General features: G+C 41.6%; 19 protein-coding genes, 1 tRNA gene and 1 pseudogene. 8 read left to right on the top strand and 13 right to left on the bottom strand.

Features of this window, described 5'->3' with window-relative positions:
- Positions 1 to 35: 35 nt before the first annotated feature.
- The 3 genes from ACE1CC_RS36360 to ACE1CC_RS36350 form a co-directional block, all read right to left on the bottom strand.
- A complete protein-coding gene (locus tag ACE1CC_RS36360) occupies positions 36 to 470 on the bottom strand; it encodes a hypothetical protein (RefSeq protein ID WP_413275309.1) in 435 nt (144 codons plus the stop codon).
- On the bottom strand, positions 421 to 675 hold the full coding sequence (locus ACE1CC_RS36355) for a helix-turn-helix domain-containing protein (protein WP_413275308.1): 255 nt from the start codon (positions 673 to 675) through the stop codon (positions 421 to 423). Before ACE1CC_RS36355 ends, ACE1CC_RS36360 begins: the two co-directional genes overlap by 50 nt.
- Positions 676 to 961: 286 nt before the next feature.
- Positions 962 to 2,500, bottom strand: coding sequence for a cation:proton antiporter (locus tag ACE1CC_RS36350; protein ID WP_413275307.1), 1,539 nt, complete (start codon positions 2,498 to 2,500; stop codon positions 962 to 964).
- A gap of 131 nt (positions 2,501 to 2,631) precedes the next feature.
- On the opposite strand from ACE1CC_RS36350, the gene ACE1CC_RS36345 reads away from it, so the two are divergent.
- Entirely contained in the window at positions 2,632 to 3,369 is a 738-nt protein-coding gene (locus tag ACE1CC_RS36345) for an SIMPL domain-containing protein (RefSeq protein ID WP_413275306.1), read from the top strand.
- 87 nt (positions 3,370 to 3,456) lie between these two features.
- Here ACE1CC_RS36345 and ssb read toward each other — a convergent pair.
- From ssb to ACE1CC_RS36330, 3 genes and pseudogenes are all read right to left on the bottom strand, one after another.
- Positions 3,457 to 3,756 (bottom strand): annotated as a pseudogene (gene ssb / locus ACE1CC_RS36340) (single-stranded DNA-binding protein); the annotation flags it as partial.
- 30 nt (positions 3,757 to 3,786) lie between these two features.
- On the bottom strand, positions 3,787 to 5,538 hold the full coding sequence (gene ltrA / locus ACE1CC_RS36335; RefSeq protein ID WP_413275305.1) for a group II intron reverse transcriptase/maturase: 1,752 nt from the start codon (positions 5,536 to 5,538) through the stop codon (positions 3,787 to 3,789).
- Positions 5,539 to 5,877: 339 nt separating this feature from the next.
- Positions 5,878 to 6,075, bottom strand: a complete 198-nt coding sequence (locus ACE1CC_RS36330) for a hypothetical protein (protein ID WP_413275304.1) — start codon at positions 6,073 to 6,075, stop codon at positions 5,878 to 5,880.
- A 407-nt stretch (positions 6,076 to 6,482) separates the two neighbouring features.
- On the opposite strand from ACE1CC_RS36330, the gene ACE1CC_RS36325 reads away from it, so the two are divergent.
- The 5 genes from ACE1CC_RS36325 (at position 6,483) to ACE1CC_RS36305 (ending at position 10,960) form a co-directional block, all read left to right on the top strand.
- A complete protein-coding gene (locus ACE1CC_RS36325; protein WP_413262538.1) occupies positions 6,483 to 7,490 on the top strand; it encodes a rod shape-determining protein in 1,008 nt (335 codons plus the stop codon).
- Between the two features lie 37 nt (positions 7,491 to 7,527).
- Entirely contained in the window at positions 7,528 to 8,304 is a 777-nt protein-coding gene (mreC, locus tag ACE1CC_RS36320) for a rod shape-determining protein MreC (RefSeq protein ID WP_413275303.1), read from the top strand.
- A gap of 99 nt (positions 8,305 to 8,403) precedes the next feature.
- Complete coding sequence (mreD, locus tag ACE1CC_RS36315; RefSeq protein WP_413275302.1) at positions 8,404 to 8,952, top strand: rod shape-determining protein MreD; 549 nt, start codon at positions 8,404 to 8,406, stop codon at positions 8,950 to 8,952.
- A gap of 180 nt (positions 8,953 to 9,132) precedes the next feature.
- On the top strand, positions 9,133 to 10,248 hold the full coding sequence (ribD, locus tag ACE1CC_RS36310; protein ID WP_413275301.1) for a bifunctional diaminohydroxyphosphoribosylaminopyrimidine deaminase/5-amino-6-(5-phosphoribosylamino)uracil reductase RibD: 1,116 nt from the start codon (positions 9,133 to 9,135) through the stop codon (positions 10,246 to 10,248).
- A gap of 85 nt (positions 10,249 to 10,333) precedes the next feature.
- Positions 10,334 to 10,960, top strand: coding sequence for a hypothetical protein (locus ACE1CC_RS36305; RefSeq protein ID WP_413275300.1), 627 nt, complete (start codon positions 10,334 to 10,336; stop codon positions 10,958 to 10,960).
- Between the two features lie 83 nt (positions 10,961 to 11,043).
- Here ACE1CC_RS36305 and ACE1CC_RS36300 read toward each other — a convergent pair whose 3' ends face one another.
- On the bottom strand, positions 11,044 to 11,784 hold the full coding sequence (locus ACE1CC_RS36300) for an amino acid ABC transporter ATP-binding protein (protein ID WP_413275299.1): 741 nt from the start codon (positions 11,782 to 11,784) through the stop codon (positions 11,044 to 11,046).
- Positions 11,785 to 11,932: 148 nt separating this feature from the next.
- On the opposite strand from ACE1CC_RS36300, the gene ACE1CC_RS36295 reads away from it, so the two are divergent.
- Complete coding sequence (locus ACE1CC_RS36295) at positions 11,933 to 15,019, top strand: type ISP restriction/modification enzyme (RefSeq protein WP_413275298.1); 3,087 nt, start codon at positions 11,933 to 11,935, stop codon at positions 15,017 to 15,019.
- A gap of 264 nt (positions 15,020 to 15,283) precedes the next feature.
- Here ACE1CC_RS36295 and ACE1CC_RS36290 read toward each other — a convergent pair whose 3' ends face one another.
- Positions 15,284 to 16,333, bottom strand: coding sequence for an amino acid ABC transporter permease (locus ACE1CC_RS36290; RefSeq protein ID WP_413275297.1), 1,050 nt, complete (start codon positions 16,331 to 16,333; stop codon positions 15,284 to 15,286).
- 99 nt (positions 16,334 to 16,432) lie between these two features.
- On the opposite strand from ACE1CC_RS36290, the gene ACE1CC_RS36285 reads away from it, so the two are divergent.
- A complete protein-coding gene (locus ACE1CC_RS36285; RefSeq protein ID WP_413275296.1) occupies positions 16,433 to 16,774 on the top strand; it encodes a hypothetical protein in 342 nt (113 codons plus the stop codon).
- Between the two features lie 18 nt (positions 16,775 to 16,792).
- On the opposite strand, the gene ACE1CC_RS36280 is transcribed toward ACE1CC_RS36285, so the two are convergent.
- The 5 genes from ACE1CC_RS36280 to ACE1CC_RS36260 form a co-directional block, all read right to left on the bottom strand.
- Positions 16,793 to 17,701 (bottom strand): amino acid ABC transporter permease, encoded by a 909-nt coding sequence (locus ACE1CC_RS36280; RefSeq protein ID WP_413275295.1) that lies wholly within the window; start codon positions 17,699 to 17,701, stop codon positions 16,793 to 16,795.
- Positions 17,702 to 17,711: 10 nt separating this feature from the next.
- Positions 17,712 to 18,782, bottom strand: a complete 1,071-nt coding sequence (locus ACE1CC_RS36275) for an amino acid ABC transporter substrate-binding protein (protein WP_413275294.1) — start codon at positions 18,780 to 18,782, stop codon at positions 17,712 to 17,714.
- A gap of 77 nt (positions 18,783 to 18,859) precedes the next feature.
- The gene (locus ACE1CC_RS36270; protein WP_413275293.1) at positions 18,860 to 19,093 is read right to left on the bottom strand and encodes a hypothetical protein; all 234 of its coding nucleotides are present in this window, start codon (positions 19,091 to 19,093) and stop codon (positions 18,860 to 18,862) included.
- 179 nt (positions 19,094 to 19,272) lie between these two features.
- Positions 19,273 to 19,345, bottom strand: a tRNA-Ala gene (locus tag ACE1CC_RS36265).
- A 73-nt stretch (positions 19,346 to 19,418) separates the two neighbouring features.
- A complete protein-coding gene (locus ACE1CC_RS36260; RefSeq protein ID WP_413275292.1) occupies positions 19,419 to 20,147 on the bottom strand; it encodes an HAD family hydrolase in 729 nt (242 codons plus the stop codon).
- Positions 20,148 to 20,283 lie beyond the last annotated feature (136 nt).

Raw genomic sequence — 20,283 nt, 5'->3', positions numbered from 1 at the left:
TAGCCGCTCCGAAAAACTTCCTCAAACTTACTCAGTCAAACAACGAAGGTTTCGCCGTGAGCTAGGCCCTTGGGCCCAAACCAAGTAAATTCAATGTTTTCTTCTTGCTTCATTGAGTCCTTAATAGTTGAACTATTAAGTAGGGGTAATTCATGAATTACCCCTACTCTCCACAAGCAAATCGGTTCTAACTCGTATTTAAAACTAATGTACCAGTCATCTGCTCTTTTTGAAATAGTTACATTTTTGAGTTTAACTGTTGGGAGGATTTCATAACATTTAACCCCGCCAAACTTGGGGATTTTGATTTTATTTCCAGAAATTCTAATATTACCTTCTAGATAGAAGCTATCTTTCACATTTTTATTTTTGAATTTTGCTTGACCTGTTACTGGTACTTTAAAACAACGTTTAAAGGCTTCATCTAAGTATCTTAACGCTTGTTGAGGAGCGCCGAATAGAAACTTCATAATACCAAGAATTAACTGTTTTAACCTCCCCTACCAATCGCTTATGCAAGTCAATGGCGGTTGGTCTTTTCTCTTTCGCCTCTTTTGCTTGAATCCCAACGTCCAAACCCCAGTTCCAAGCGTGACGAGAAACGACAGCCTGCCCAGAAGCCAATGTTTTTTGCTTGTTATTTAGGTTTATTTTTGTCTGAAAACTTTTGGGCATTCAAACAATGAACTAACATTTACTTTTTGGTATTTTAACATATTTAAACTCTTTAAATCCTAATTTAAGCATATTTAAAAAACTAATGAATCAAACGTTTGCTTGAATGTTTGTTTAGTTTTGTCCCTACTTCCTACTCCCTACTCCCTACTCCCTGTTTCCTTTCCCGTTTCTGCTTTCAGACAAAAAAGGGAAAAGGGAAATTAATGTTTGTTCTCCCTTTTCCCTAACGGTATTTATCTTGAGTTTTAAGTTGCTAGTGCAACTTCTTGGGTAATTCTTTAGATCAATTACTGACTTGTTCTGATTTTTCTGCCAGTGGCTTTTGAGATAAACCTTGTTTCACCATTTCCGATTCTAGAAGGACAGGTGATTGATTGTGACCATTTAAAGCAGGTGAATCTGAGTCTGTAGCAGGTACAGGTTCGTCTTTAAATACAACTCGCAACAGGGGAGGTGCTAGGAAGGTGGTGATAATTACCATCATGATGATAGCGGCTTCTAAAGGTTTAGATAAAGCGCCACTTGCGGAACCAATGCCAGCAAATACTAATCCTACTTCACCTCTAGGAATCATGCCCACACCGATCGCCAACCGATTCATCTTACCTTGACCAAACACTGTCGCACCAGTGACAACCTTACCAATGATGGCTACCACAATTAGAAAAATAGCCATGATCAAACCTTCCCGATTTGTAGGAACCGCTGGATTGAGTACACCGATATCAGTTTTCGCACCCACACAGACAAAGAAAACTGGTACCAACATATCCGAAATAGGCAACACCAGTTTTTGTAATTCTAGAGTTTCATCACTTTCATCTAGAACTAAGCCGGCTGCAAAAGCACCTAAAATCGCTTCGAGGTGAATCACTGCACCTAAGTAAGACATGACAAAAGCAAACACTAATGCCGGAATTAGCAATCCACCTCTAGTTTTGAGGGCATTAGCTACTCTGATAAAGGTATTGTGAAAGAAACGACCCAGTAAGATTGAGCCTAGTAGGAAAACCGTCGCGCTAACAATCAGATAGATGACGTTCATTACATCTACCTCGCCAGTTTTTGCCAAGCTAGCGACAACAGCCAAGACAATGATACCGAGAACGTCGTCGATAACCGCAGCACCCAGAATAATTTGACCTTCTTTGGTGTTTAATCGTCCAATTTCCGAGAGAACTTTCGAGGTAATCCCAATACTAGTAGCTGTGAGAGCCGCACCAGCAAAAATTGCCGGAATTGCTGGTACACCAAACAGTAGCATTAATCCGGCTGTACCAGCGGCAAAGGGTACTGCTACCCCGACACAAGCAACAATGGTAGCTTGATAACCAACTGCCATCAAATGTCTAATGTTTGACTCTAAGCCAATTTCAAACAGTAGTACAATGACTCCTAGTTCTGATAACACAGAAACTACTTCGCTTTGAGCGTTAAATACTGCTTCTGCTGATTGTGGGTTCAGTCCAGCAGTTGTTTGTAACAGCTGGATAATCAAAGAGTCAGAACTGTGGGCTCCGCTTTCTGGAAACACTAGTAAATGTAGGGCTGATACGCCGACAATTACACCTGTAACCAGTTCGCCTAAAACTGGCGGAAAGCCTAGTTTGTTAGACAATTCGCCGCCAATTTTACTGGCTATGTAAACTACTACTAGACTCAGTAATACTCCCGGCAGTACTAATGCTGCACTGTCTGCATCTAGTTCGTGGGTGGCTGCTAGGATAGGCGCAGTTTGTCCCCAAGCTGGGAGAGCTATTCCCAAGGAAAGTTTCGGGAACAAAGGTGTGAAGAAATTCGACCAGGCAAATACGTCAGCCATTGGTTTTACAGAGTGTCGTTTTTTCTAATGTACAGGTTTCTTTACAATTTCAATTGTTTATTTTTTGTTGTTGTTTAGTGTATTTGTATTTTCTAGGGAGTGTATAGAAAAATCTAATGTTGAGTGAATATATGAGTTTGCAGAAAGGAAGGTTTATAGTTCTAGGCGCAGGAGTGCTGAGTTTGTTTCTCGGTGGTGTAGTTGTGGCTCAAGAGTCAAGACAGATTCCGAGTCAGTTAATGAGAACTGTGACGGTGACAGGTCGAGGTGTGGAATCAATTCCTGCTACTATTGCTCAAATCAGTTTGGGTGTGGAGGCGCAGGGGAAAACGGCTCAGGAGGTGCAACAGGAGGTGGCGCGGCGATCGACAGCGGTGGTAGAGTTATTGCGATCGCGCAACGTCGAAAAACTCCAAACCACTGGCATTCGTCTCAATCCCAACTACTCTTACCAAAATAACGTCCAGCGTTTAGTCGGATACACCGCAGTTAACACAGTCAGTTTTCGCATCGATACCCAACGAGTCGGCAACTTGTTGGATGAAGCTGTAAAAGCCGGAGCGAGTAGAATTGATGGGATTAGTTTTGTCGCGACGGATAGTGCTATAGCCAAAGCTCAAGAACAAGCATTACAAGAAGCTACCCTAGACGCTCAAAGACAAGCCAACGCCGTCTTAGCCACTTTAAACCTAAAACCAGAGCAAGTAGTCAACATTCAAGTCAATGGCGCAGCCGCACCACCCCCACCACCAATACCACTTGCGGCTGCACCACCAACCGAAAAAGATCGAGCAGAAATGTTTTCTGTTCCTGTCATCGGTGGAGAACAGGAAGTCCAAGCATCTGTAACCCTGCAAATTCAGTATTAGCAAAAGCCAAGGGCAGAGGAACAGGAGACAAGGGGAATTTTACCTTCTGCCTTGGAGCCTTGGAGTCTTGGAGTCCTCTACCCTTACTTAAAACTCGTCGTTACTTTGATAGCTGCCCATAGCAGCAGCTTCATTATCGCGCTTAGAGCCTAATAAATCTAATTTATCTACTCTAATTACAGGTTTAGAGCGATTAGCCCCAGTAGCGCGATCTTGCCAGTATTCAAACTTTAAAGAGCCTGTAATTCCGATTAAACTGCCCTTACGAACATAATTAGCGGCAATTTCTGCTGTTTTTCCCCAAATTTCCAAATTGAACCAATCAGGTTCTTCTTCACGACTGCGACGATTCACCGCTAGGGTACACTTACAAACAACGCTACCCGACTATTAGAGTCGATAGAGATGTCGCCATCTCTACCTCTCCTTCAGAACCGAACGTGAGACTTTCGCCTCATTCGGCTCCTCAATGACTTGGCTGGCTACAGTACCTCTTGATGAATGTATAACGTCGTGGCAGTGTCTATGTACCAGCGTGAGATTCTTTGATTTGTTGTTAGACCTGTTTCGATCTAAGTGATGTACTTCTAACAAATCTTCACTGATAAACTTTAAACCGCATTCGCTACATTTCCCTTCTTGTTTTTTCAGGAGTTTGGTTACTACGTTTCGTAGCATTGGATGTTGGCTTAATCTTTGTCCCCAGTAGGATAAGTCTCCGTTGTATGGAGATTTCGTCCCTTTGACTTTCAGATGGCGCTTTATTTTAGTACCAGAGTGCTTTTCTAGAACGTATTGATTATCCTGGGTAATAAATTTCCAGCCTAGTCCTCTGTTGACCCCCCAGTAGTTTGAGACGATATCAGTATTGTTCTGATTCCGCGCTCTTCTTCGTTTAGCCCATCCAAACAGCTTTTGAAAGACCAGACTGTCTACTTTCTTGAAAGTTTCGGCACTTGCTACGGTTGAGTAGTATGCTGCCCATCCCCGTATAACCGGGTTCAAGGCATTTATTAACTGCTCTTGGGTAGAAGTATTATTCTTCTGTATGAGACCGTCTATTTTCTGTAGATGTCTTTGGATGGCTTCTGCGCTGGGTTTTATGAGCGTTTTGTGTCCTCTTTTTCTCTCGGCTCCACCAACTGACCCACTTTGCTTATCGCTACATGGATATTGCCGGATATGAAAACCCAAGAAGTTAAATCCTGCTTTCCCTTCATACTTTTCAAATGTGTGAGTAATTCGGGTCTTGCTGGCTTTGAGGGCTAACCCTATTTCTGCCAACCACTCTTCTATTACTGCTTTTGCTTCTAGGATGACTTCAAGGCTTTCGTCCATGAGGACAAAATCATCGGCATATCTGATGAAACTGATTTTTCGCTTGGCGCTATTCTTGCCGACTCTTCTAGAGAACCTTTCTTCAAGGATGTTTTCCATTCCGTGTAGGGCTATGTTAGCCAGCAGGGGAGAAATTACTCCGCCTTGAGGAGTTCCTTCATCTGTGGGAAACAATTTCCCCCCATCCATCACTCCAGATTTAAGCCAAGCTTTAACTTGCTTTCTGAATGTAGGTGAAGTTTGAAGTTTATCCAGCAGTTTTGAGTGGTTGATTCGATCGAAACACTTTTCAATATCAGCGTCTAATACATACTTAGATTTTTGGCAGATGCTGTTAAAGATTGCTGATATTGCATCATGAGCCGACCTACCTGGTCTAAACCCGTATGAGTTTGGCTCAAATTTAGCCTCCCATTCCGGTTCTAGCGCCATTTTCAGCAGGGCTTGCTTTGCTCTTTCCTCTATTGTCGGTATTCCCAGGGGTCTTTTTTCATCTTTTCCTGGCTTAGGTATCCAAACCTTTTTGGTGGGTTGGGATTTATCGTTAAATTTAAGCTTTTGTGCCAATTTAACCTTTTGGTGATTGCGGAGGCGCGATACACCATCTACTCCAGGAGTATTTTTACCCTGATTATCTTGGGTCACTTTCCTGACCGCTAAAACCTTAGAGTACCAAGAGGTAGTCAACAGCCTTTGTAACTTGCGGACTGCCTTAACGTCACCACGTTCAGAGGCTCGATAAATTCTCTTTTGAAGCTTGAAAACATATCGCTGGGCTTTACCCCAGTTTATTGTTTCCCATCCATACATCGGCTTTTCAACCGTGTCCATGACTTTTTAACCTCTACTGAATTGTTTATCTCCAAATCACCGTGATTCCGTCTGCATATCCTTTAGCTTTCCTAAAGGCATTAGCTTCTGAATCAATCTTTCCCTCTGTTGCCATCCGGCTGATTACCTTCTCGACTATCGACCTTTTCGAGAGACAACAAAGGGTTACTTCGTTCCTAGCTCCTGCTTTGCGACTGGGTTAGAGTCCTACTATCCACCGGGTTTCTTTGGGGATGCCTCTAGGTCAAATTTCGAGTTGCCTAGCCCTTATCCTTGCCTTTTGGCTCAGCCAATAACCTGTGTAGGCTGTTGTCAGTCACGATGGTTCAGACGTAATGTTCAGATGAACTTACTCATGCCAATCTCTGCTAGAAGGGATTCTCTGTCAGGTTCAGAGTGACCTCCGTTATTCCCCGCTTCACCAGGCGTGATAATCAGTCTTACCAGTGGGGGAATCGCATCTCCTTGCATCTGGGAGAAGGGAATTGATTCTAAATCTTTGTTAAGAGTTTGTTTTGTCTTAACTTTCTTTAACATCTCACCCTCTCAGGAGCTAAGTTGTCAAGGTTCAGTAAGTATGTTTACTTATCCTTGTGAACGACACCCAATCTAAGAAGACTGGTTTCTCGCTCAACGAATCGCACCGAAATACCTCACGTCAGGATCTCCGCCAACACGACCGACTAAAGTTACAACATTGAGAGTCATATTCAATTACCAGTACGGCTGTACTCATTATTTATTTATCTACTTTAACCAATTGAGGGTACAATTCAAGATTCAGGTTGCATCTACCGAAAAGAAATATTTCTAGTTTGACTAGACGCAGGATAGAAAACGTAATAAAATCCTGCACGGTTAGGTTACAGTCCTACAAAAAGCATCTCTTGTTTGGGGGCAAAAAGCGCGTGGGTCTTTTTAATCGCTTATCCATCTCTCGTGACATGGGTATCGACCTCGGTACCGCAAATACATTAGTCTATGTGTCCGGTAAAGGTATAGTTCTCCAGGAACCTTCAGTGGTCGCCATTGACAAAGATACAGGCGAAGCATTGGCGGTGGGAGAAGAAGCGAAAAAAATGTTGGGGAGATGCCCGGGGAACGTGGTGGCGTTGCGTCCGCTGCGTGATGGGGTAATTGCTGATTTTGATAGTGCTGAGTTAATGCTGAAGCACTTTATCAAGCGGGTCAACGAAGGTCAAGCCTTAGTACAACCGCGAATAGTAATTGGAATTCCCAGTGGAGTAACAGGGGTAGAACGACGAGCCGTAATGGATGCGGCGCTGCAAGCGGGCGCTAGAGATGTAAGATTAATTGATGAGCCAGTGGCAGCGGCTATTGGTGCGGGGCTACCTGTGGCTGAACCTACGGGTAACATGATTATCGATATTGGCGGTGGGACTACGGAAGTGGCTGTACTGAGTTTGCAGGGTACGGTGCTGAGTGAGTCGGTGCGTGTCGCTGGAGATGAACTGAATGATTCGATTATTCAGTACATGAAAAAGGTGCATAATCTAGTGATTGGGGAAAGAACGGCGGAAGAAATTAAAATTCAAATTGCTTCGGCTTATCCCACAATTGCTGATGAAGATTCGATTATGGAAGTCAGGGGTTTGCATTTGCTCTCTGGGTTGCCGAGAACTGTGACAATTAAAGGGCCAGAAATTCGGGAAAGTATGTCTGAACCTTTGGCGGTAATTGTAGAAGCAGTGAAGCGGACTTTGGAAAGAACTCCTCCCGAATTAGCAGCAGATATCATTGACAGGGGCATCATGTTAGCAGGGGGCGGGGCTTTGCTCAGAGGTTTAGATACTTTGATCAGCCATGAAACAGGAATTGTGGTTCATGTGGCAGCAGATCCTTTGAGTTGTGTAGTTTTAGGTACAGGACGGGTGCTAGAAAATATCAAACAACTCGATCGCGTATTTAGTGGTCGCTCTCGCAATTTATAACCCAAAGCTCTTTCACTCCGAATAAAGACTACTATCTATGGATACGTTACGCCGTTGGTGGGATCGAAATTGGTTGCAAATGGCACTGATAGGCTTGGTAATCAGTGTTGCTTGGTTTGCTAGACAAACTCAAGGCGGAAGTTTATTTGAAGTCTATCAGTTGCTTACTCGTCCATTTCAATCTAATCCAAGTAAGCAAGAACTTTTAACTAATGCCAAAGTGTTGGAAATGGAGGCAAAGTTACAACAAATCGAAAAGGAAAATCAAAAACTGCGAGAACTTTTGGGTTATGTATCCAAAGATAAGAAGCAGGCAATAGCGGCTCCGATTGTAGGTCGCAGTGCGGATCATTGGTGGCAACAAATTACTCTTGGTCGGGGAAGTAAGGATGGGATCAAAGTGGATTTTGTCGTTACTGCGCCCGGGGGTCTGGTGGGGAGGGTAAGTAGTGTAACTGATAATACTGCAAGAGTGTTGTTGATTAGCGACCCTAGCAGTCGTGTGGGTGTGATGATCAACCGCAGCCGTTTTATGGGAGTGATGCGGGGTAAATCAGGAAACAAGGCGGTAATGCAGTTTTTTGAGCGAGTTCCCGATGTCCGTCGTGGGGATGTGGTGATTACTTCCTCAGCTAGTGAGCTATTTCCTTCAGGAATACCTGTGGGGCGTGTGGAGTCAGTGAATTTAAGTCAAAGCCCAGCGCCAGAAGCTCTGATTGCGCTCATCTCTCCGACAAGTTCCTTAGAATGGGTAGCTGTTTATCCAGTGGGAAAAAATACTAATTCTGAAACTTCTCAAGCCAGTTCTAAATAACTAATTTTGAGGAACTCAAATTGTTGTCCTGGCCTCGTTAGAAGTTGATCGGAAAAACAAGCAAGGAAAATATAAAAGAGACTGACAACTAAACAGCGAATGATTCAGATTTCTCGTTTGCCTTATTATGGTCGTCAATTGCTGAATTGGGGCGTGACAGCTTGTTCGGTAGTTGTCTGTACGTTAATTTTGCCGACTCGACTACCGGGGATGGAATTGTTGGGGCTTGGCCCAAATTGGTTGTTGATCTGGGTGGTGGCTTGGAGTGTGAAGCGGAGTATTTTACAAGGTGCGATCGCTGGTCTGGCTTTAGGTTTAATTCAGGATGGGATGACAGGACCGCATCCTTCTCATACGCTCAGTTTGATCTGTGTGGGAATTTTAACGGCGATGATGAAAAAACAAAGGTATGTACAAGAAGATTTTATTTCTGTAGCATTAATTGTATTTGGGATGACTGCGGTGGCGGAAACAGTACTGGCACTTCAGTTTAGTCTGGTGGGCGATCGCACTTTGGCTCAAATTTGGACAGAACATCAACAAATAGCTTTATCGAGTGCGATTCTCAGCAGTTTATGGGCTCCAATTCTTTATTATCCATTAAGTGTTTGGTGGGAAAAGATGAATTGGATAGAAAATAATGCGTAGGGGCAATTCATGAATTGCCCCTACGGGTAATGGGTAATGGGTAGTAGGTAGTGTGATATAAAAAGTAAAAATTTGAGATAAAAATTGTTAATCAGAATAGAAAAGGAAAAATAGAATTACTAACTACCAACTACCAACTACCAACTATCAACTACCAACTACCAAACAATTGATCGGAAAATGAATGATTTTGACTCCAGCATGATGCGTCGATGTCTGGATTTAGCCCGTAAAGCCCTGGGAAAAACTGCTCCTAATCCAATGGTGGGGGCGGTGGTGGTGCAAAATGGACAAATTGTCGGCCAGGGGTATCATCCGGGGGCGGGTCAGCCACACGCGGAGGTGTTTGCTTTGCGGGAGGCTGAGCATTTGGCGCGGGGTGCGACGATTTATGTGAGTTTGGAACCTTGTAATCACTACGGGAGAACGCCGCCTTGTACGGAGGCGCTGATTGCAGCGGGGGTGGCTAAGGTGGTAGTCGGGATGGTAGACCCGAATCCGCTAGTTTCCGGTACGGGAATTGACAGGTTGCGCGAAGCTGGGATAGAAGTAGTAGTAGGGGTGGAAGAGGAAGCTTGTCGCCAATTAAATGAAGCTTTTGTACATCGCATTTTATATAAACGTCCGTTTGGGATTCTGAAATATGCGATGACTTTGGATGGGAAAATTGCCACAACTAGGGGACATAGTTCTTGGATTACAGATTTAGCGGCGCGTGGTGTGGTACATCAATTGCGGGCTGCTTGTGATGCGGTGATTGTGGGTGGGAATACGGTGCGTTTGGATAACCCTCATTTAACGAGTCATCAAGTGGAGGCGCGAAATCCTTTGCGGGTGGTGATGACTCGGAGTTTGGAGTTGCCGGACAATGCTTATTTGTGGGAGACGGAGGCGGCTGCTACTTTGGTTTTAACTCAAGTAGGAGCAAATCCCGATCTGCAAAAGTTACTTTTGAGAAAGGGTGTGAATGTAGTTGAGTTAGATTCTTTAACTCCAGCTAGAGTTATGTCTTATTTATATGATTTAGGGTTTTTATCGGTGTTGTGGGAATGTGGGGGAGTTTTGGCAGCTTCGGCGATCGCAGAAGCTGCTGTTCAAAAAGTAATGGCTTTTATTGCCCCAAAAATTATCGGTGGGGATGGCGCACCTTCTCCTGTGGGTGATTTAGGTTTCCAAAAGATGACAGAAGCTTTAACTCTGGAAAGGGTTAGTTGGCGAACTATTGGCCCAGATTGTCTGATGGAAGGTTATCTACCTTTAGGCAGGCAGGAGGCAAAAGGAATCCTCATAAATTAATTTAGGGATGAGTTTTAGATAATTTCAGTTATTTTCGCAAGCCAGAAGATCTACAGCAGCAAGATGTGGAATAGACTAGCAAAAGATGTTTGAATTTACCCTTTTAACTTTATTTGTCGGTAGCCTTGGTGTCCAGGCAACAGCTTTGGGTGGATGGATGCGCTGGTATCAGTCAGTGCTGGAAAAAGAGGAACAGGAGGAAGAAACTTTGACCCGTTATGAATCCAAGATAAACACCGAGATGGAAATGCTTGGGCAATCTCATCATATTTCGCCCCCTGGAGTACCCCAGGGAATACCGCAGGGAATACCTCGTGAATTGCGTTTAACTGGTTGGGAGTTTAAAATTGTTCGGGCTAATCGAGATATTTTTCGCGATCCGGCAATTTTACAGCGTTTGTGTGAGGAAGAGGGAGAGGCTGGTTGGATTTTATTAGAAAAGCTGGATGACCGTCGGGTAAGATTTAAGCGTCCGGTGGCTTTACGAGATTTAATTAAACCGGAAAGGCTGGCTATTGACCCTTACAGAACTCAGTATGGCCCTTCTAACAAACCCTTTGTTATTTTGGGGATGGTGGCGGCTTTAGGAGCTATTATTTTACCTGCTTATTTGGCTTTTGCTCTAGTGTCAAATACTTTGTATAATTCCAGCCGGAATTTTACTCAACCTACGGGAGTTTCTACTCCTAGACCACTAGAACCTATTGATTAGTTATCAAGAAACCCGGTTTTTCTGACTACTCTAACGCTGAAATAATGGAATTACGTGAAAAAACCGGGTTTCTGTGTAAATGATTAAAGGATTTGTGATAAAAATTGCTTGGTTCGTTCTTCTTGGGGGCGTTGGAAAAATTGGTCGGGGGTGGCTTCTTCTACTATTAAACCACTGTCCATGAGAATAACGCGATCGGCTACTTCACGGGCAAATCCTACTTCATGAGTAACTACTACCATTGTCATTCCGCTTTGGGCTAAGGTTCGCATGACATCGAGTACTTCTCGCACCATTTCTGGGTCTAGTGCTGATGTGGGCTCGTCGAATAACATGATTTTAGGCTGCATGGCGAGGGCGCGGGCGATCGCAACTCGTTGTTGTTGTCCTCCTGAAAGTTGGGCGGGATATTTGGCAGCTTGTTGCAATATTCCGACTCTTTCTAATAGTTGCATTGCGGTTTCTTGGGCTTGTTTTTGCGATCGTTTCCGTACCCAAATTGGTGCTAAGGTGATGTTTTGCAGGACGGTTAAATGCGGGAATAGGTTAAATTGTTGAAATACCATTCCTACTTCTCGGCGAATTGTGTCAATATTACGAGTGTTATTATTGAGGGTTATTCCGTCGATTTCGATGCGTCCTTTTTGGTATTCTTCTAAGGCGTTGAAGGTGCGAATAAAGGTGGATTTACCGGAACCTGATGGGCCCATTAATACGACTACTTCGCCTTTGTTGACGGTGAGGTTAACGCCTTTGAGGACGTGAAATTGTCCGTAGTATTTGTGTACGTTTTGGGCGATGATGATTGGGTTTTGTTCTGGCATTTTGGTTGACCTCTAGAGTTTAAAAGATTGATTGAGAATTGATGAGTTTAATAACTATGAATTACAAAGTGTAAGGAACGGGGAATTAAGTTAGTGCAGAACTGTACTATGTAAAAAATATACTGCTGTCTTTGGATTGCTTGAAAATATGGATTTCAGCCGCTATATCCAGTCTCTTAAAAAAAGCCTACAACGAGGTAGCGAACGTACCAATTATCCAGCATTAAAAGCTATTTTGGATAATTCGGCACAAGAGATAGAGGCATTTATAGAAGAAAAAGGGAATAAGGCTGGTATTCCTGATTTTACGGTAAGAAGGCGAGATTTGCTAGTAGGTTATGTAGAAGCTAAAGAGATTGGGTTAGATTTAGATGTGATTGAAAAATCAGAGCAATTAGAACGATATCGAGAGTCTTTTTCTAATCTGATTTTGACTAATTATCTGGAATTTCGCTGGTATGTGGAAGGGAAAAAGCGATTGACGGCTTTTTTGGGAGAACGCTATAAAAATGATCTTCAACTTGTCGATGTTTCCGAACAGAGAAGTACTGCTGAATTAATTAATAGTTTTCTCAATTTTACTGGTGAAACTATCACTAGTCCAGAGGAACTGGCTAAACAAATGGCAAGGTTAACAAAGGCGATTAAATATGCTGTTTCGGAAGCTTTGAAGTTGGAAACGGAAGCGGGGGAGTTACATCAGCTTCAGCGAGGTTTTAAAGAAGTTTTACTTCCTGATTTGGATGATGCTGCTTTTGGGGATATGTACGCCCAAACTATTTCTTATGGGTTGTTTGCGGCGAGAGTTGGACATCAACAAAATCCGGGTGGTTATCCTTTTGAACGACGGACAGCTGGGTTATTTATTCCGCCGACTAATCCATTTTTGAAAAGGTTGTTTGATACGGTTGTTGATACTGATGCTATTAGTAAGATTAACTGGGCTGTTGATAATTTAGTGCAATTATTAGCCCAAGTTGATATGGGTAATATTCTGGAAAATTTCGGTCGTCGCACTCGTCAGGAAGATCCGGTTGTCCATTTTTATGAGACGTTTCTCGCTGCTTATGATGCTGCACTGCGTAAGAGTCGCGGGGTTTATTATACTCCTGAACCTGTAGTTTCTTTTATCGTTCGTTCTGTTGATTTGATTCTTAAAGATCGGTTTAATTTACCTTTGGGGTTGGCGGATAATGCTAAGGATAAAGTTACGCAACAACCAAGGGTGCAAATTCTCGATCCAGCGACGGGGACGGGAACTTTTCTTTATGCGGTGGTGAATCAAATTTACCAGAATTTAGAAGAGATGGGTTTGGCTAGGAGTTGGAATGATTATGTTAAAAGTAATCTTTTATCTCGATTATTCGGTTTTGAGTTATTAATGGCTCCTTATAGTATTGCACACTTAAAGCTGGGGTGGCAATTGCAAAATTTGGGGTATGAGTTTACGGCTAAACAAAGGTTAGGAATTTATCTGACAAATACCTTAGATGAAGCTTTGAAACAGTCAGAGGTTTTGTTTGGTCAATTTGTGGCAAATGAGGCGAATGAGGCGGCGAATATTAAGCGGGATGTTCCGGTAATGGTGGTTTTGGGTAATCCTCCTTATTCGGGACATTCTGCAAATAAGGGGGAATGGATTGATAGTTTGGTGCGAGATTATTATCAGGTGGATGGTTTACCTTTAGGAGAACGTAACCCTAAATGGTTGCAAGATGATTATGTGAAATTTATTCGGTTTGGACAATGGCGAATTAATCAAACTGGTTTTGGGGTTTTAGCTTTTGTGACGAATCACGGTTATATTGATAATCCGACTTTTCGGGGAATGCGTCAAAGTTTGATGCAGAGTTTTAGCGATATTTATATTTTGGATTTGCATGGAAATGCGAAAAAGAAGGAAGTTTGTCCTGATGGTTCACCGGATCAAAATGTGTTTGATATTCAGCAAGGTGTGAGTATTGGGATTTTTGTTAAGGAACCGGGAAAATCTGTACCTGCGCGAGTTTATCATGCTGATTTGTGGGGAAGTCGTGCTGATAAATATGAAAATCTAAATCGTTTGAATGTTGATACTGTTGAATGGGAAAATGTTCAACCTAATTCACCTTTTTACTTATTATCACCTCAGAACAGAGTTTTACAGAAAGAGTATAATGAAGGTTGGAAAATTACAGATATTATGCTTGTTAACTCTGTTGGTATAGTAACAGCACGAGATTCTTTAACAATCAAATGGTCTGCTGAGGAAGTTGAAAGTACTGTGAGAGATTTTGTATCGCTTCCCGTAGAAGAAGCAAGGCAAATATATAGCTTGGGAAATGATACACGAGATTGGAAAGTTTCACTTGCACAAGCTGACATTCGTAAACATGGGATTGAAAATAAACATATTGTACCGATACTTTATCGACCATTTGATGAGCGTTATACTTACTATACCGGACTGACACGAGGTTTTATTTGTATGCCTAGAAGTGAAGTCATGAGGCATATTGTCAATAAGATAAATTTAGTACTTATAACAACCCGTAAAACAGTAGATGAGTGGGGAACATTAGTAAATCAATATATTTGTAGTCATAAATCCTGCGCTGCATACGACATAAATAACATTTTCCCTCTCTACCTTTACCCCGACACTGAAAACGAGCAAGGTAACTTATTCACTGAACGAACTCCCAATTTATCATCAAAATTTCTCAGCGCCATTCGGCAAAAACTGGGTTACATTCCTACGCAAGAAGCGATTTTTTATTACGCTTACGCTATCTTTCACTGTCCTACCTATCGCCAACGTTACGCGGAATTTCTGAAAATTGATTTTCCCCGTTTACCTTTGACTAGCGATGATGATCTTTTCGGAAGTTTGGCGCAAAAAGGGGAAGAATTAGTTAAACTGCATTTGATGGAATCGAAAAAACTGAATAAGTTAATCACCAAATATCAAGGTGATAGTGATGATGCTGTGACTCAAGTTACTTATAAAGAGACTGAACAGCGAGTTTATATTAATAAAGAGCAATATTTTGCGGGTATTCCCCCGGAAGTTTGGGAGTTTAAGATTGGTGGATATCAGGTTTTAGAGAAGTGGTTGAAGGATCGGAAAAATGCGAGGCGGAGTTTGTCTTTTGATGATATTTTACACTATCAACGGGTTGTGGTGGCGCTGAAGGAAACTAGGGAAATTATGGGAGAAATTGATGAGTTGATTCCTGGGTTTCCTTTGGAATGAGTTAAATTTTAACCGCAGATGAATGTAGATTTAAATCTTGCATCAGCCCCACAATCCGCCTGCGAATCAATTCGCAGGCTAATAGCGAAACTCCTCTAAAGAGGACTAATATCATGTCGGGTCGATTACCCATAATTAGAGCTTGCTGAAAAAGTCTGTTGGTGAGGGTAGGGACACGGCATAATTAACTTTATCTGTTTGTCCAAAATATTTATGATGCCGTGTCCCTACGCAACTCTGCGTCTGTGCGGTTCAATATTCTTTCTATCTTTGTCCTACACCTAATTGCTTTTCTAACCTCCGACTCGCTAAAGACATCGAATAACAAAATACCCAATAAATCACCCCCACAAATAAGTAAACTTCGGCATATTTTCCGAGAAATTCTGGTTGCGCTAAGATCGATCGCGCCATCCCCGTCAATTCCAGCAATGCAAAAATTGCTAACAATGATGTGTCTTTAAATAATCCAATAAATTGCCCAACAATTGAGGGAATTGCTACTTTCAATGCTTGGGGTAAAACTATTAATGAGGTAATTAAAACCGGATTTAATCCTAATGCTTTGGCTGCTTCTTTTTGTCCGCGAGGAACTGCTTGTAACCCGCCTCGGACGTTTTCTGCCATGTATGCGGCGCTGAAGAGGGTGAGTCCTGCGATCGCTCTCACCACCCGATCTAATCTCCAATCTGATGGTAAAAATAAAGGTAACATTACCTGCGCTATAAACAAAATACCAATTAACGGTAATCCCCGAATTAGTTCAATGTAAATAATACTGAATATCCGCACTACTGGCAGGTCGCTTTGTCTTCCTAATGCTAACACAATGCCTAAAGGAAAACAAAGTACAATGCTAATAATTGCTAAGATTAACGTTAATAATAAACCTGTCCATAAGTCGCTACCAACTGGTTTTAATCCGAACCCTCCGCCAATTAACCACATCACTAGGGGAAAAGATAGCGCCCAAATTAAGGGAAGCCAACTAATTATTTGAGCAAAAAACCGTTTAGTTAATGCTCCCCAAGTTACCCCAGTAAGTGTAATAATAATTCCGACGATTGTCCAAATTCGCCAAGTTAAATCAACGGGATAACGACCCACTAAAAACAAGCGTAAATTTGTGGTGACAACTGTCCATTGTGCTTGGTTAAATCCCCAATATAAGAAGTTCTTTCCAAAGATAAATATTATACAAAGGCAGAGCAGAGTTAATAAACTGTTGTACCAAGTGTTAAACAGGTTTTTTAGTAACCAGTTGAGGGTTCTACTTCTGATTTTTAAGGGTGGAGAGTTATTGCCATCATTCATGTTCACTAAGATTTGATGAATGTTATAATATTATGCTTAATGGAGCATAGTTTATTATCGGATAATCTCCTTTAGCTTTCAAGGCTTAACACAAATCTTATGGCAGAATTACCGGAAGAAGCTCTAACTATTGCTTTTAACTTGGAAAAGCGATTGCTGCAATTAACTTATCAAGCTAGTAATTTGGGATTTCGGATTTGGGAAGAGTTTGGGGAAACAGATGCAAGTATTGCTGATTTAGATCTGCTACAAAACGTTACGGAACAAGCTAGGGCTAATTATACAAGGCTGACTAAACAGTTGTTTGAAATGGCGGCTTCTCGATCGAAGTCTCATTTGATGACGATGGATTCTTTATCTCATTATTGTCACTCAATGGAAGGAAATATAAACGAATTGTCGGTGACGATCGCAAAAATCCAAAACAATCAGCGATTCTGATAATTTCAGTTAATCCTCCTATCTTTCTTTTATTTGTATCCGGCGATTGGAGAAATTCAAGAGTAAAGAAATACTCAAACTAATTGTCAGATATGTTATCATGATAATTAGGATAACTTCTACGGCTCTGCCAGTAATATTGTTGGTGGTAGAAGCGATCGCATAAATATCAGGAAAGCCGATCGCAATTGCTAAACTAGAATTTTTCGCTAAATTTAAATACTGACTGGTTAATGGGGGAATAATTACTCTTAAAGCTTGAGGAAAAACTACTAACCGCATTAATTGTAAAGGTTTTAATCCTAGCGATCGCGCCGCTTCCCATTGTCCTTTTGGTACTGCTTGAATACCACCGCGAATAATTTCGGCAATAAACGCACCTGTATATAAAGTTAAACCTAAAATTAAAGTTAGAAATTCTGGATAAAGTGCGATTCCTCCCGGAAGTTGTAAACCGCGATTTGATAAAGCAAATATGCCAAATAAGGAGATAGAATTTCCTGGTTGCGGTAACTTCAAGAAAAAGGCAAAATACCAAAATAAAAGTTGTAATAATAAAGGAGTATTGCGGAGAATTTCTACATAAATCATTGCCAAGTTTCGGACTAACCAATTATCAGAAAGTCGCGCCACTCCGACAATAATTCCCACAATACTTGCTGAAACTAGACCGATCGCCATTACCCGCAATGTGTTTATTAAACCAACAAATAAAGCGGCGGCGAAAGTATCAGTAGATTTATAATTAACTATTGTCTCACCAATATCAAAACCAGCTTGTAAATTCAGGAAATCAAAGCCAAACTGCAAACCTAATTGTTGTAAATTTACTGTAAAATTTGACCATAAAAATATAGCTAGAATTATTACTAGCAGGATTAACAATATTTGTGCAAACCAGCGCCAAAAACGGCTATTATTCCACATAAATCAGGCTTTAGCGAAAAGGAGGAGCATAGAGTAAGCCTTTTTTTGTCCACAGGTTGTTTAGACCTCGGTCTAATTTTAAGGCTGTATTTGGCCCTAAATTACGGTTATAAATTTCCCCGTAGTTACCTACAGATTTAACGATCCGCACCGTAAAATCATTAGTTAAACCTAAACCTTTACCTAAACCTCCTTCTACTCCTAAAAACCTACGGAATAACGGATCTTTACTACTGATTAATTGCGTCACATTTTTAGAATTTACACCTAGTTCTTCAGCTTCAATTAAGGTGTAAACTACCCATCTCACAATATTAGTCCAACGAGTGTCACCTTCGGCGACTGCGGGGGCTAATGGTTCTTTGGACATTACCACATTTAAGATTTCATGATCTTGAGGGTTTGGTAATGCTGTGCGACGGGAAAGTAATTGCGATCGATCTGAAGTTACCGCATCACAACGACCTTCTGCATAAGCAGTATAAGCTGTATTTACATCTTCAAAAACTACGGGTTGATAAGGTAGTCCTCGACGACGCATTTGATCGGCAAGGTTTTGTTCGTTTGTCGTCCCTGTTTGGGTACAAATTGGTTTACCTTTGAGGTCTTCGAGTTTTTTCAACCCACTATTTTTCCGCACCATCATGCCTTGTCCGTCGTAAAAAATTACGGGGGCAAATTCCATTTTTACCGAAGTATCTCTTCCCAAAGTCCAAGTAGTATTTCGACTCAGAACATCTACTTCACCTGTTTGAACGGCGGTAAATCTTTCTTTGGCATTCAGGTTGCGGAATTGAACGGCGTTAGGATTGTTAAATATGGCAGCTGCGATCGCTCGACAAATATCCACATCTAATCCAGCATATCTCCCATCTGCGCGAACAAAACTAAAACCAGGCAATTCCCCACTAACACCACAAATTAGTTTGCCACGATTTTTTATTGTCTCTAACCGACCTTTAGCTTGTTGTGTAGCACTCCCATCTTGTGTAACGGCAGTTTTTCTCTGGGCCCCACTACAACTAATTAGGGTCAACAATATTGGTATTGTGATTAGTATACTGCAACACCATCTAGGCATATATTTTGTGCTTATTTTCTCCTTTGCTTTCCCTACTAAATTGAGAGTAAGAGAGATAAATGTAACCTAGTTTACAACTAGTGGCTTTCTTGCCAACCAGATTGACGTTCTTGGGCTAAATCACGAATCAGGGTTAATTTTGAGTGCAGGTAGTCGCTCAAAACATCTGCGTCGTTATTGCTCAAAGAACCTTGATTTTTCAATTGTTTGAGCAGCCATTGGACTAAACTAGCGTCATCTAGCTTTAGCAGTATATTTGATTGGGTATCTTCAATCAAAGACCAAATTTGTCGGAGCATATACGGAGTCATGGAATCTCCTCTTAACTATTGCTTTATGTTTTAAGATAGCCAATAATTGTCATACCAAACAGTAGACAACACAAGTTGAAACAAGATTTACAAATCGCTTAATAAATCGAACAATTTCTTGATTAGAACTGAGTCAGTGCTGATTGAGTCCTGTCTCAATCCCTAGAAGCTATATCTGATGGAGAATAGGGAACTCGAATCCCTGACCTCTGCGGTGCGATCGCAGCGCTCTACCAACTGAGCTAATTCCCCATTTACCTAGTTTTTTGGCGATTCCAAGTCTTTTAGCGACGAGTAAACGACTTTTAACCATCAAAAATTTATTTTAACATTCTGTGACGGTTGGTTGAAATTTTTCTTGAGAAAACACTTGCTGGATGCGTTCCAATTCCAAATCCCAAAAATAATCTACAGTCCAATTAGCTTGACGCTGCATTATATGAAATGGGTAGGTATTTGCTACTCCTACCACCTGCATTCCGGCGCGTTTAGCAGAGGTAATACCAGCTGGGGTATCTTCAATTGCTAAACATTCTGAGGGTTGCAAGTCAAGATTTTCAAATTCGTGGTTTAATAATTCGATCGCCAGTAAGTAACCATCTGGTTCTGGTTTACTAACTTTTAAATCATCGCTGGTAGACATTACCGAAAAGTATTGCGTCAAGTTAGCCCGACTTAATACTACTTCAACGTCCGATCGCACTGCCCCCGTCACCAAGCCAATTTTCAGATTAGCGGCTTGTATTTTGTGAATAAAGTCTTCCAAACCAGGATATATCGGCAATTCTGCCATTTCTGCAATCCGTTCTTGGTAAGCTTGAGCTTTGCGGGAAATTAGCTGATTGAGGTAACTTTCTGTAAGTACTCGACCTCGACGGGAGAAAAGGTCGCTCAGACAAGCGCGATCGCTTCTTCCCAGACAAATTTGCCGAAATTCGCCCCGTTTCGGTCGCAGATTCTCTGCAATTAAAATCTCCTCAATCAGCTGCTCATGAATTGGCTCATCGTTGATGATGATACCGTTAAAATCAAACAAAACTGCCTTAAGAGCCATTCGACTTTAGATTTTAGATTGTTTATGGGTACGTTGTTGGGGGGTTTTTTGAAAAAAATAGAATAAAAACCAACAAACAAAAATAAAAAAACCAAAAATTAATAAAATTAAAAATTAATTTGTTTAAAAAAAAAGG

Source organism: Floridaenema aerugineum BLCC-F46 (assembly GCF_041929345.1).
Lineage (GTDB): Bacteria > Cyanobacteriota > Cyanobacteriia > Cyanobacteriales > Aerosakkonemataceae > Floridanema > Floridanema aerugineum.
This window is presented reverse-complemented; position numbering and strand designations above follow the sequence as displayed.

Bases quoted from the DNA above. Each gene is read 5' to 3' on its own strand.
- ACE1CC_RS36360 (WP_413275309.1), bottom strand. From the start codon at position 470: ATGAAGTTTCTATTCGGCGCTCCTCAACAAGCGTTAAGATACTTAGAT.
- ACE1CC_RS36355 (WP_413275308.1), bottom strand. From the start codon at position 675: ATGCCCAAAAGTTTTCAGACAAAAATAAACCTAAATAACAAGCAAAAA.
- ACE1CC_RS36350 (WP_413275307.1), bottom strand. From the start codon at position 2,500: ATGGCTGACGTATTTGCCTGGTCGAATTTCTTCACACCTTTGTTCCCG.
- ACE1CC_RS36345 (WP_413275306.1), top strand. From the start codon at position 2,632: ATGAGTTTGCAGAAAGGAAGGTTTATAGTTCTAGGCGCAGGAGTGCTG.
- ltrA (WP_413275305.1), bottom strand. From the start codon at position 5,538: ATGGACACGGTTGAAAAGCCGATGTATGGATGGGAAACAATAAACTGG.
- ACE1CC_RS36330 (WP_413275304.1), bottom strand. From the start codon at position 6,075: ATGTTAAAGAAAGTTAAGACAAAACAAACTCTTAACAAAGATTTAGAA.
- ACE1CC_RS36325 (WP_413262538.1), top strand. From the start codon at position 6,483: ATGGGTATCGACCTCGGTACCGCAAATACATTAGTCTATGTGTCCGGT.
- mreC (WP_413275303.1), top strand. From the start codon at position 7,528: ATGGATACGTTACGCCGTTGGTGGGATCGAAATTGGTTGCAAATGGCA.
- mreD (WP_413275302.1), top strand. From the start codon at position 8,404: ATGATTCAGATTTCTCGTTTGCCTTATTATGGTCGTCAATTGCTGAAT.
- ribD (WP_413275301.1), top strand. From the start codon at position 9,133: ATGAATGATTTTGACTCCAGCATGATGCGTCGATGTCTGGATTTAGCC.
- ACE1CC_RS36305 (WP_413275300.1), top strand. From the start codon at position 10,334: ATGTTTGAATTTACCCTTTTAACTTTATTTGTCGGTAGCCTTGGTGTC.
- ACE1CC_RS36300 (WP_413275299.1), bottom strand. From the start codon at position 11,784: ATGCCAGAACAAAACCCAATCATCATCGCCCAAAACGTACACAAATAC.
- ACE1CC_RS36295 (WP_413275298.1), top strand. From the start codon at position 11,933: ATGGATTTCAGCCGCTATATCCAGTCTCTTAAAAAAAGCCTACAACGA.
- ACE1CC_RS36290 (WP_413275297.1), bottom strand. From the start codon at position 16,333: ATGAATGATGGCAATAACTCTCCACCCTTAAAAATCAGAAGTAGAACC.
- ACE1CC_RS36285 (WP_413275296.1), top strand. From the start codon at position 16,433: ATGGCAGAATTACCGGAAGAAGCTCTAACTATTGCTTTTAACTTGGAA.
- ACE1CC_RS36280 (WP_413275295.1), bottom strand. From the start codon at position 17,701: ATGTGGAATAATAGCCGTTTTTGGCGCTGGTTTGCACAAATATTGTTA.
- ACE1CC_RS36275 (WP_413275294.1), bottom strand. From the start codon at position 18,782: ATGCCTAGATGGTGTTGCAGTATACTAATCACAATACCAATATTGTTG.
- ACE1CC_RS36270 (WP_413275293.1), bottom strand. From the start codon at position 19,093: ATGACTCCGTATATGCTCCGACAAATTTGGTCTTTGATTGAAGATACC.
- ACE1CC_RS36260 (WP_413275292.1), bottom strand. From the start codon at position 20,147: ATGGCTCTTAAGGCAGTTTTGTTTGATTTTAACGGTATCATCATCAAC.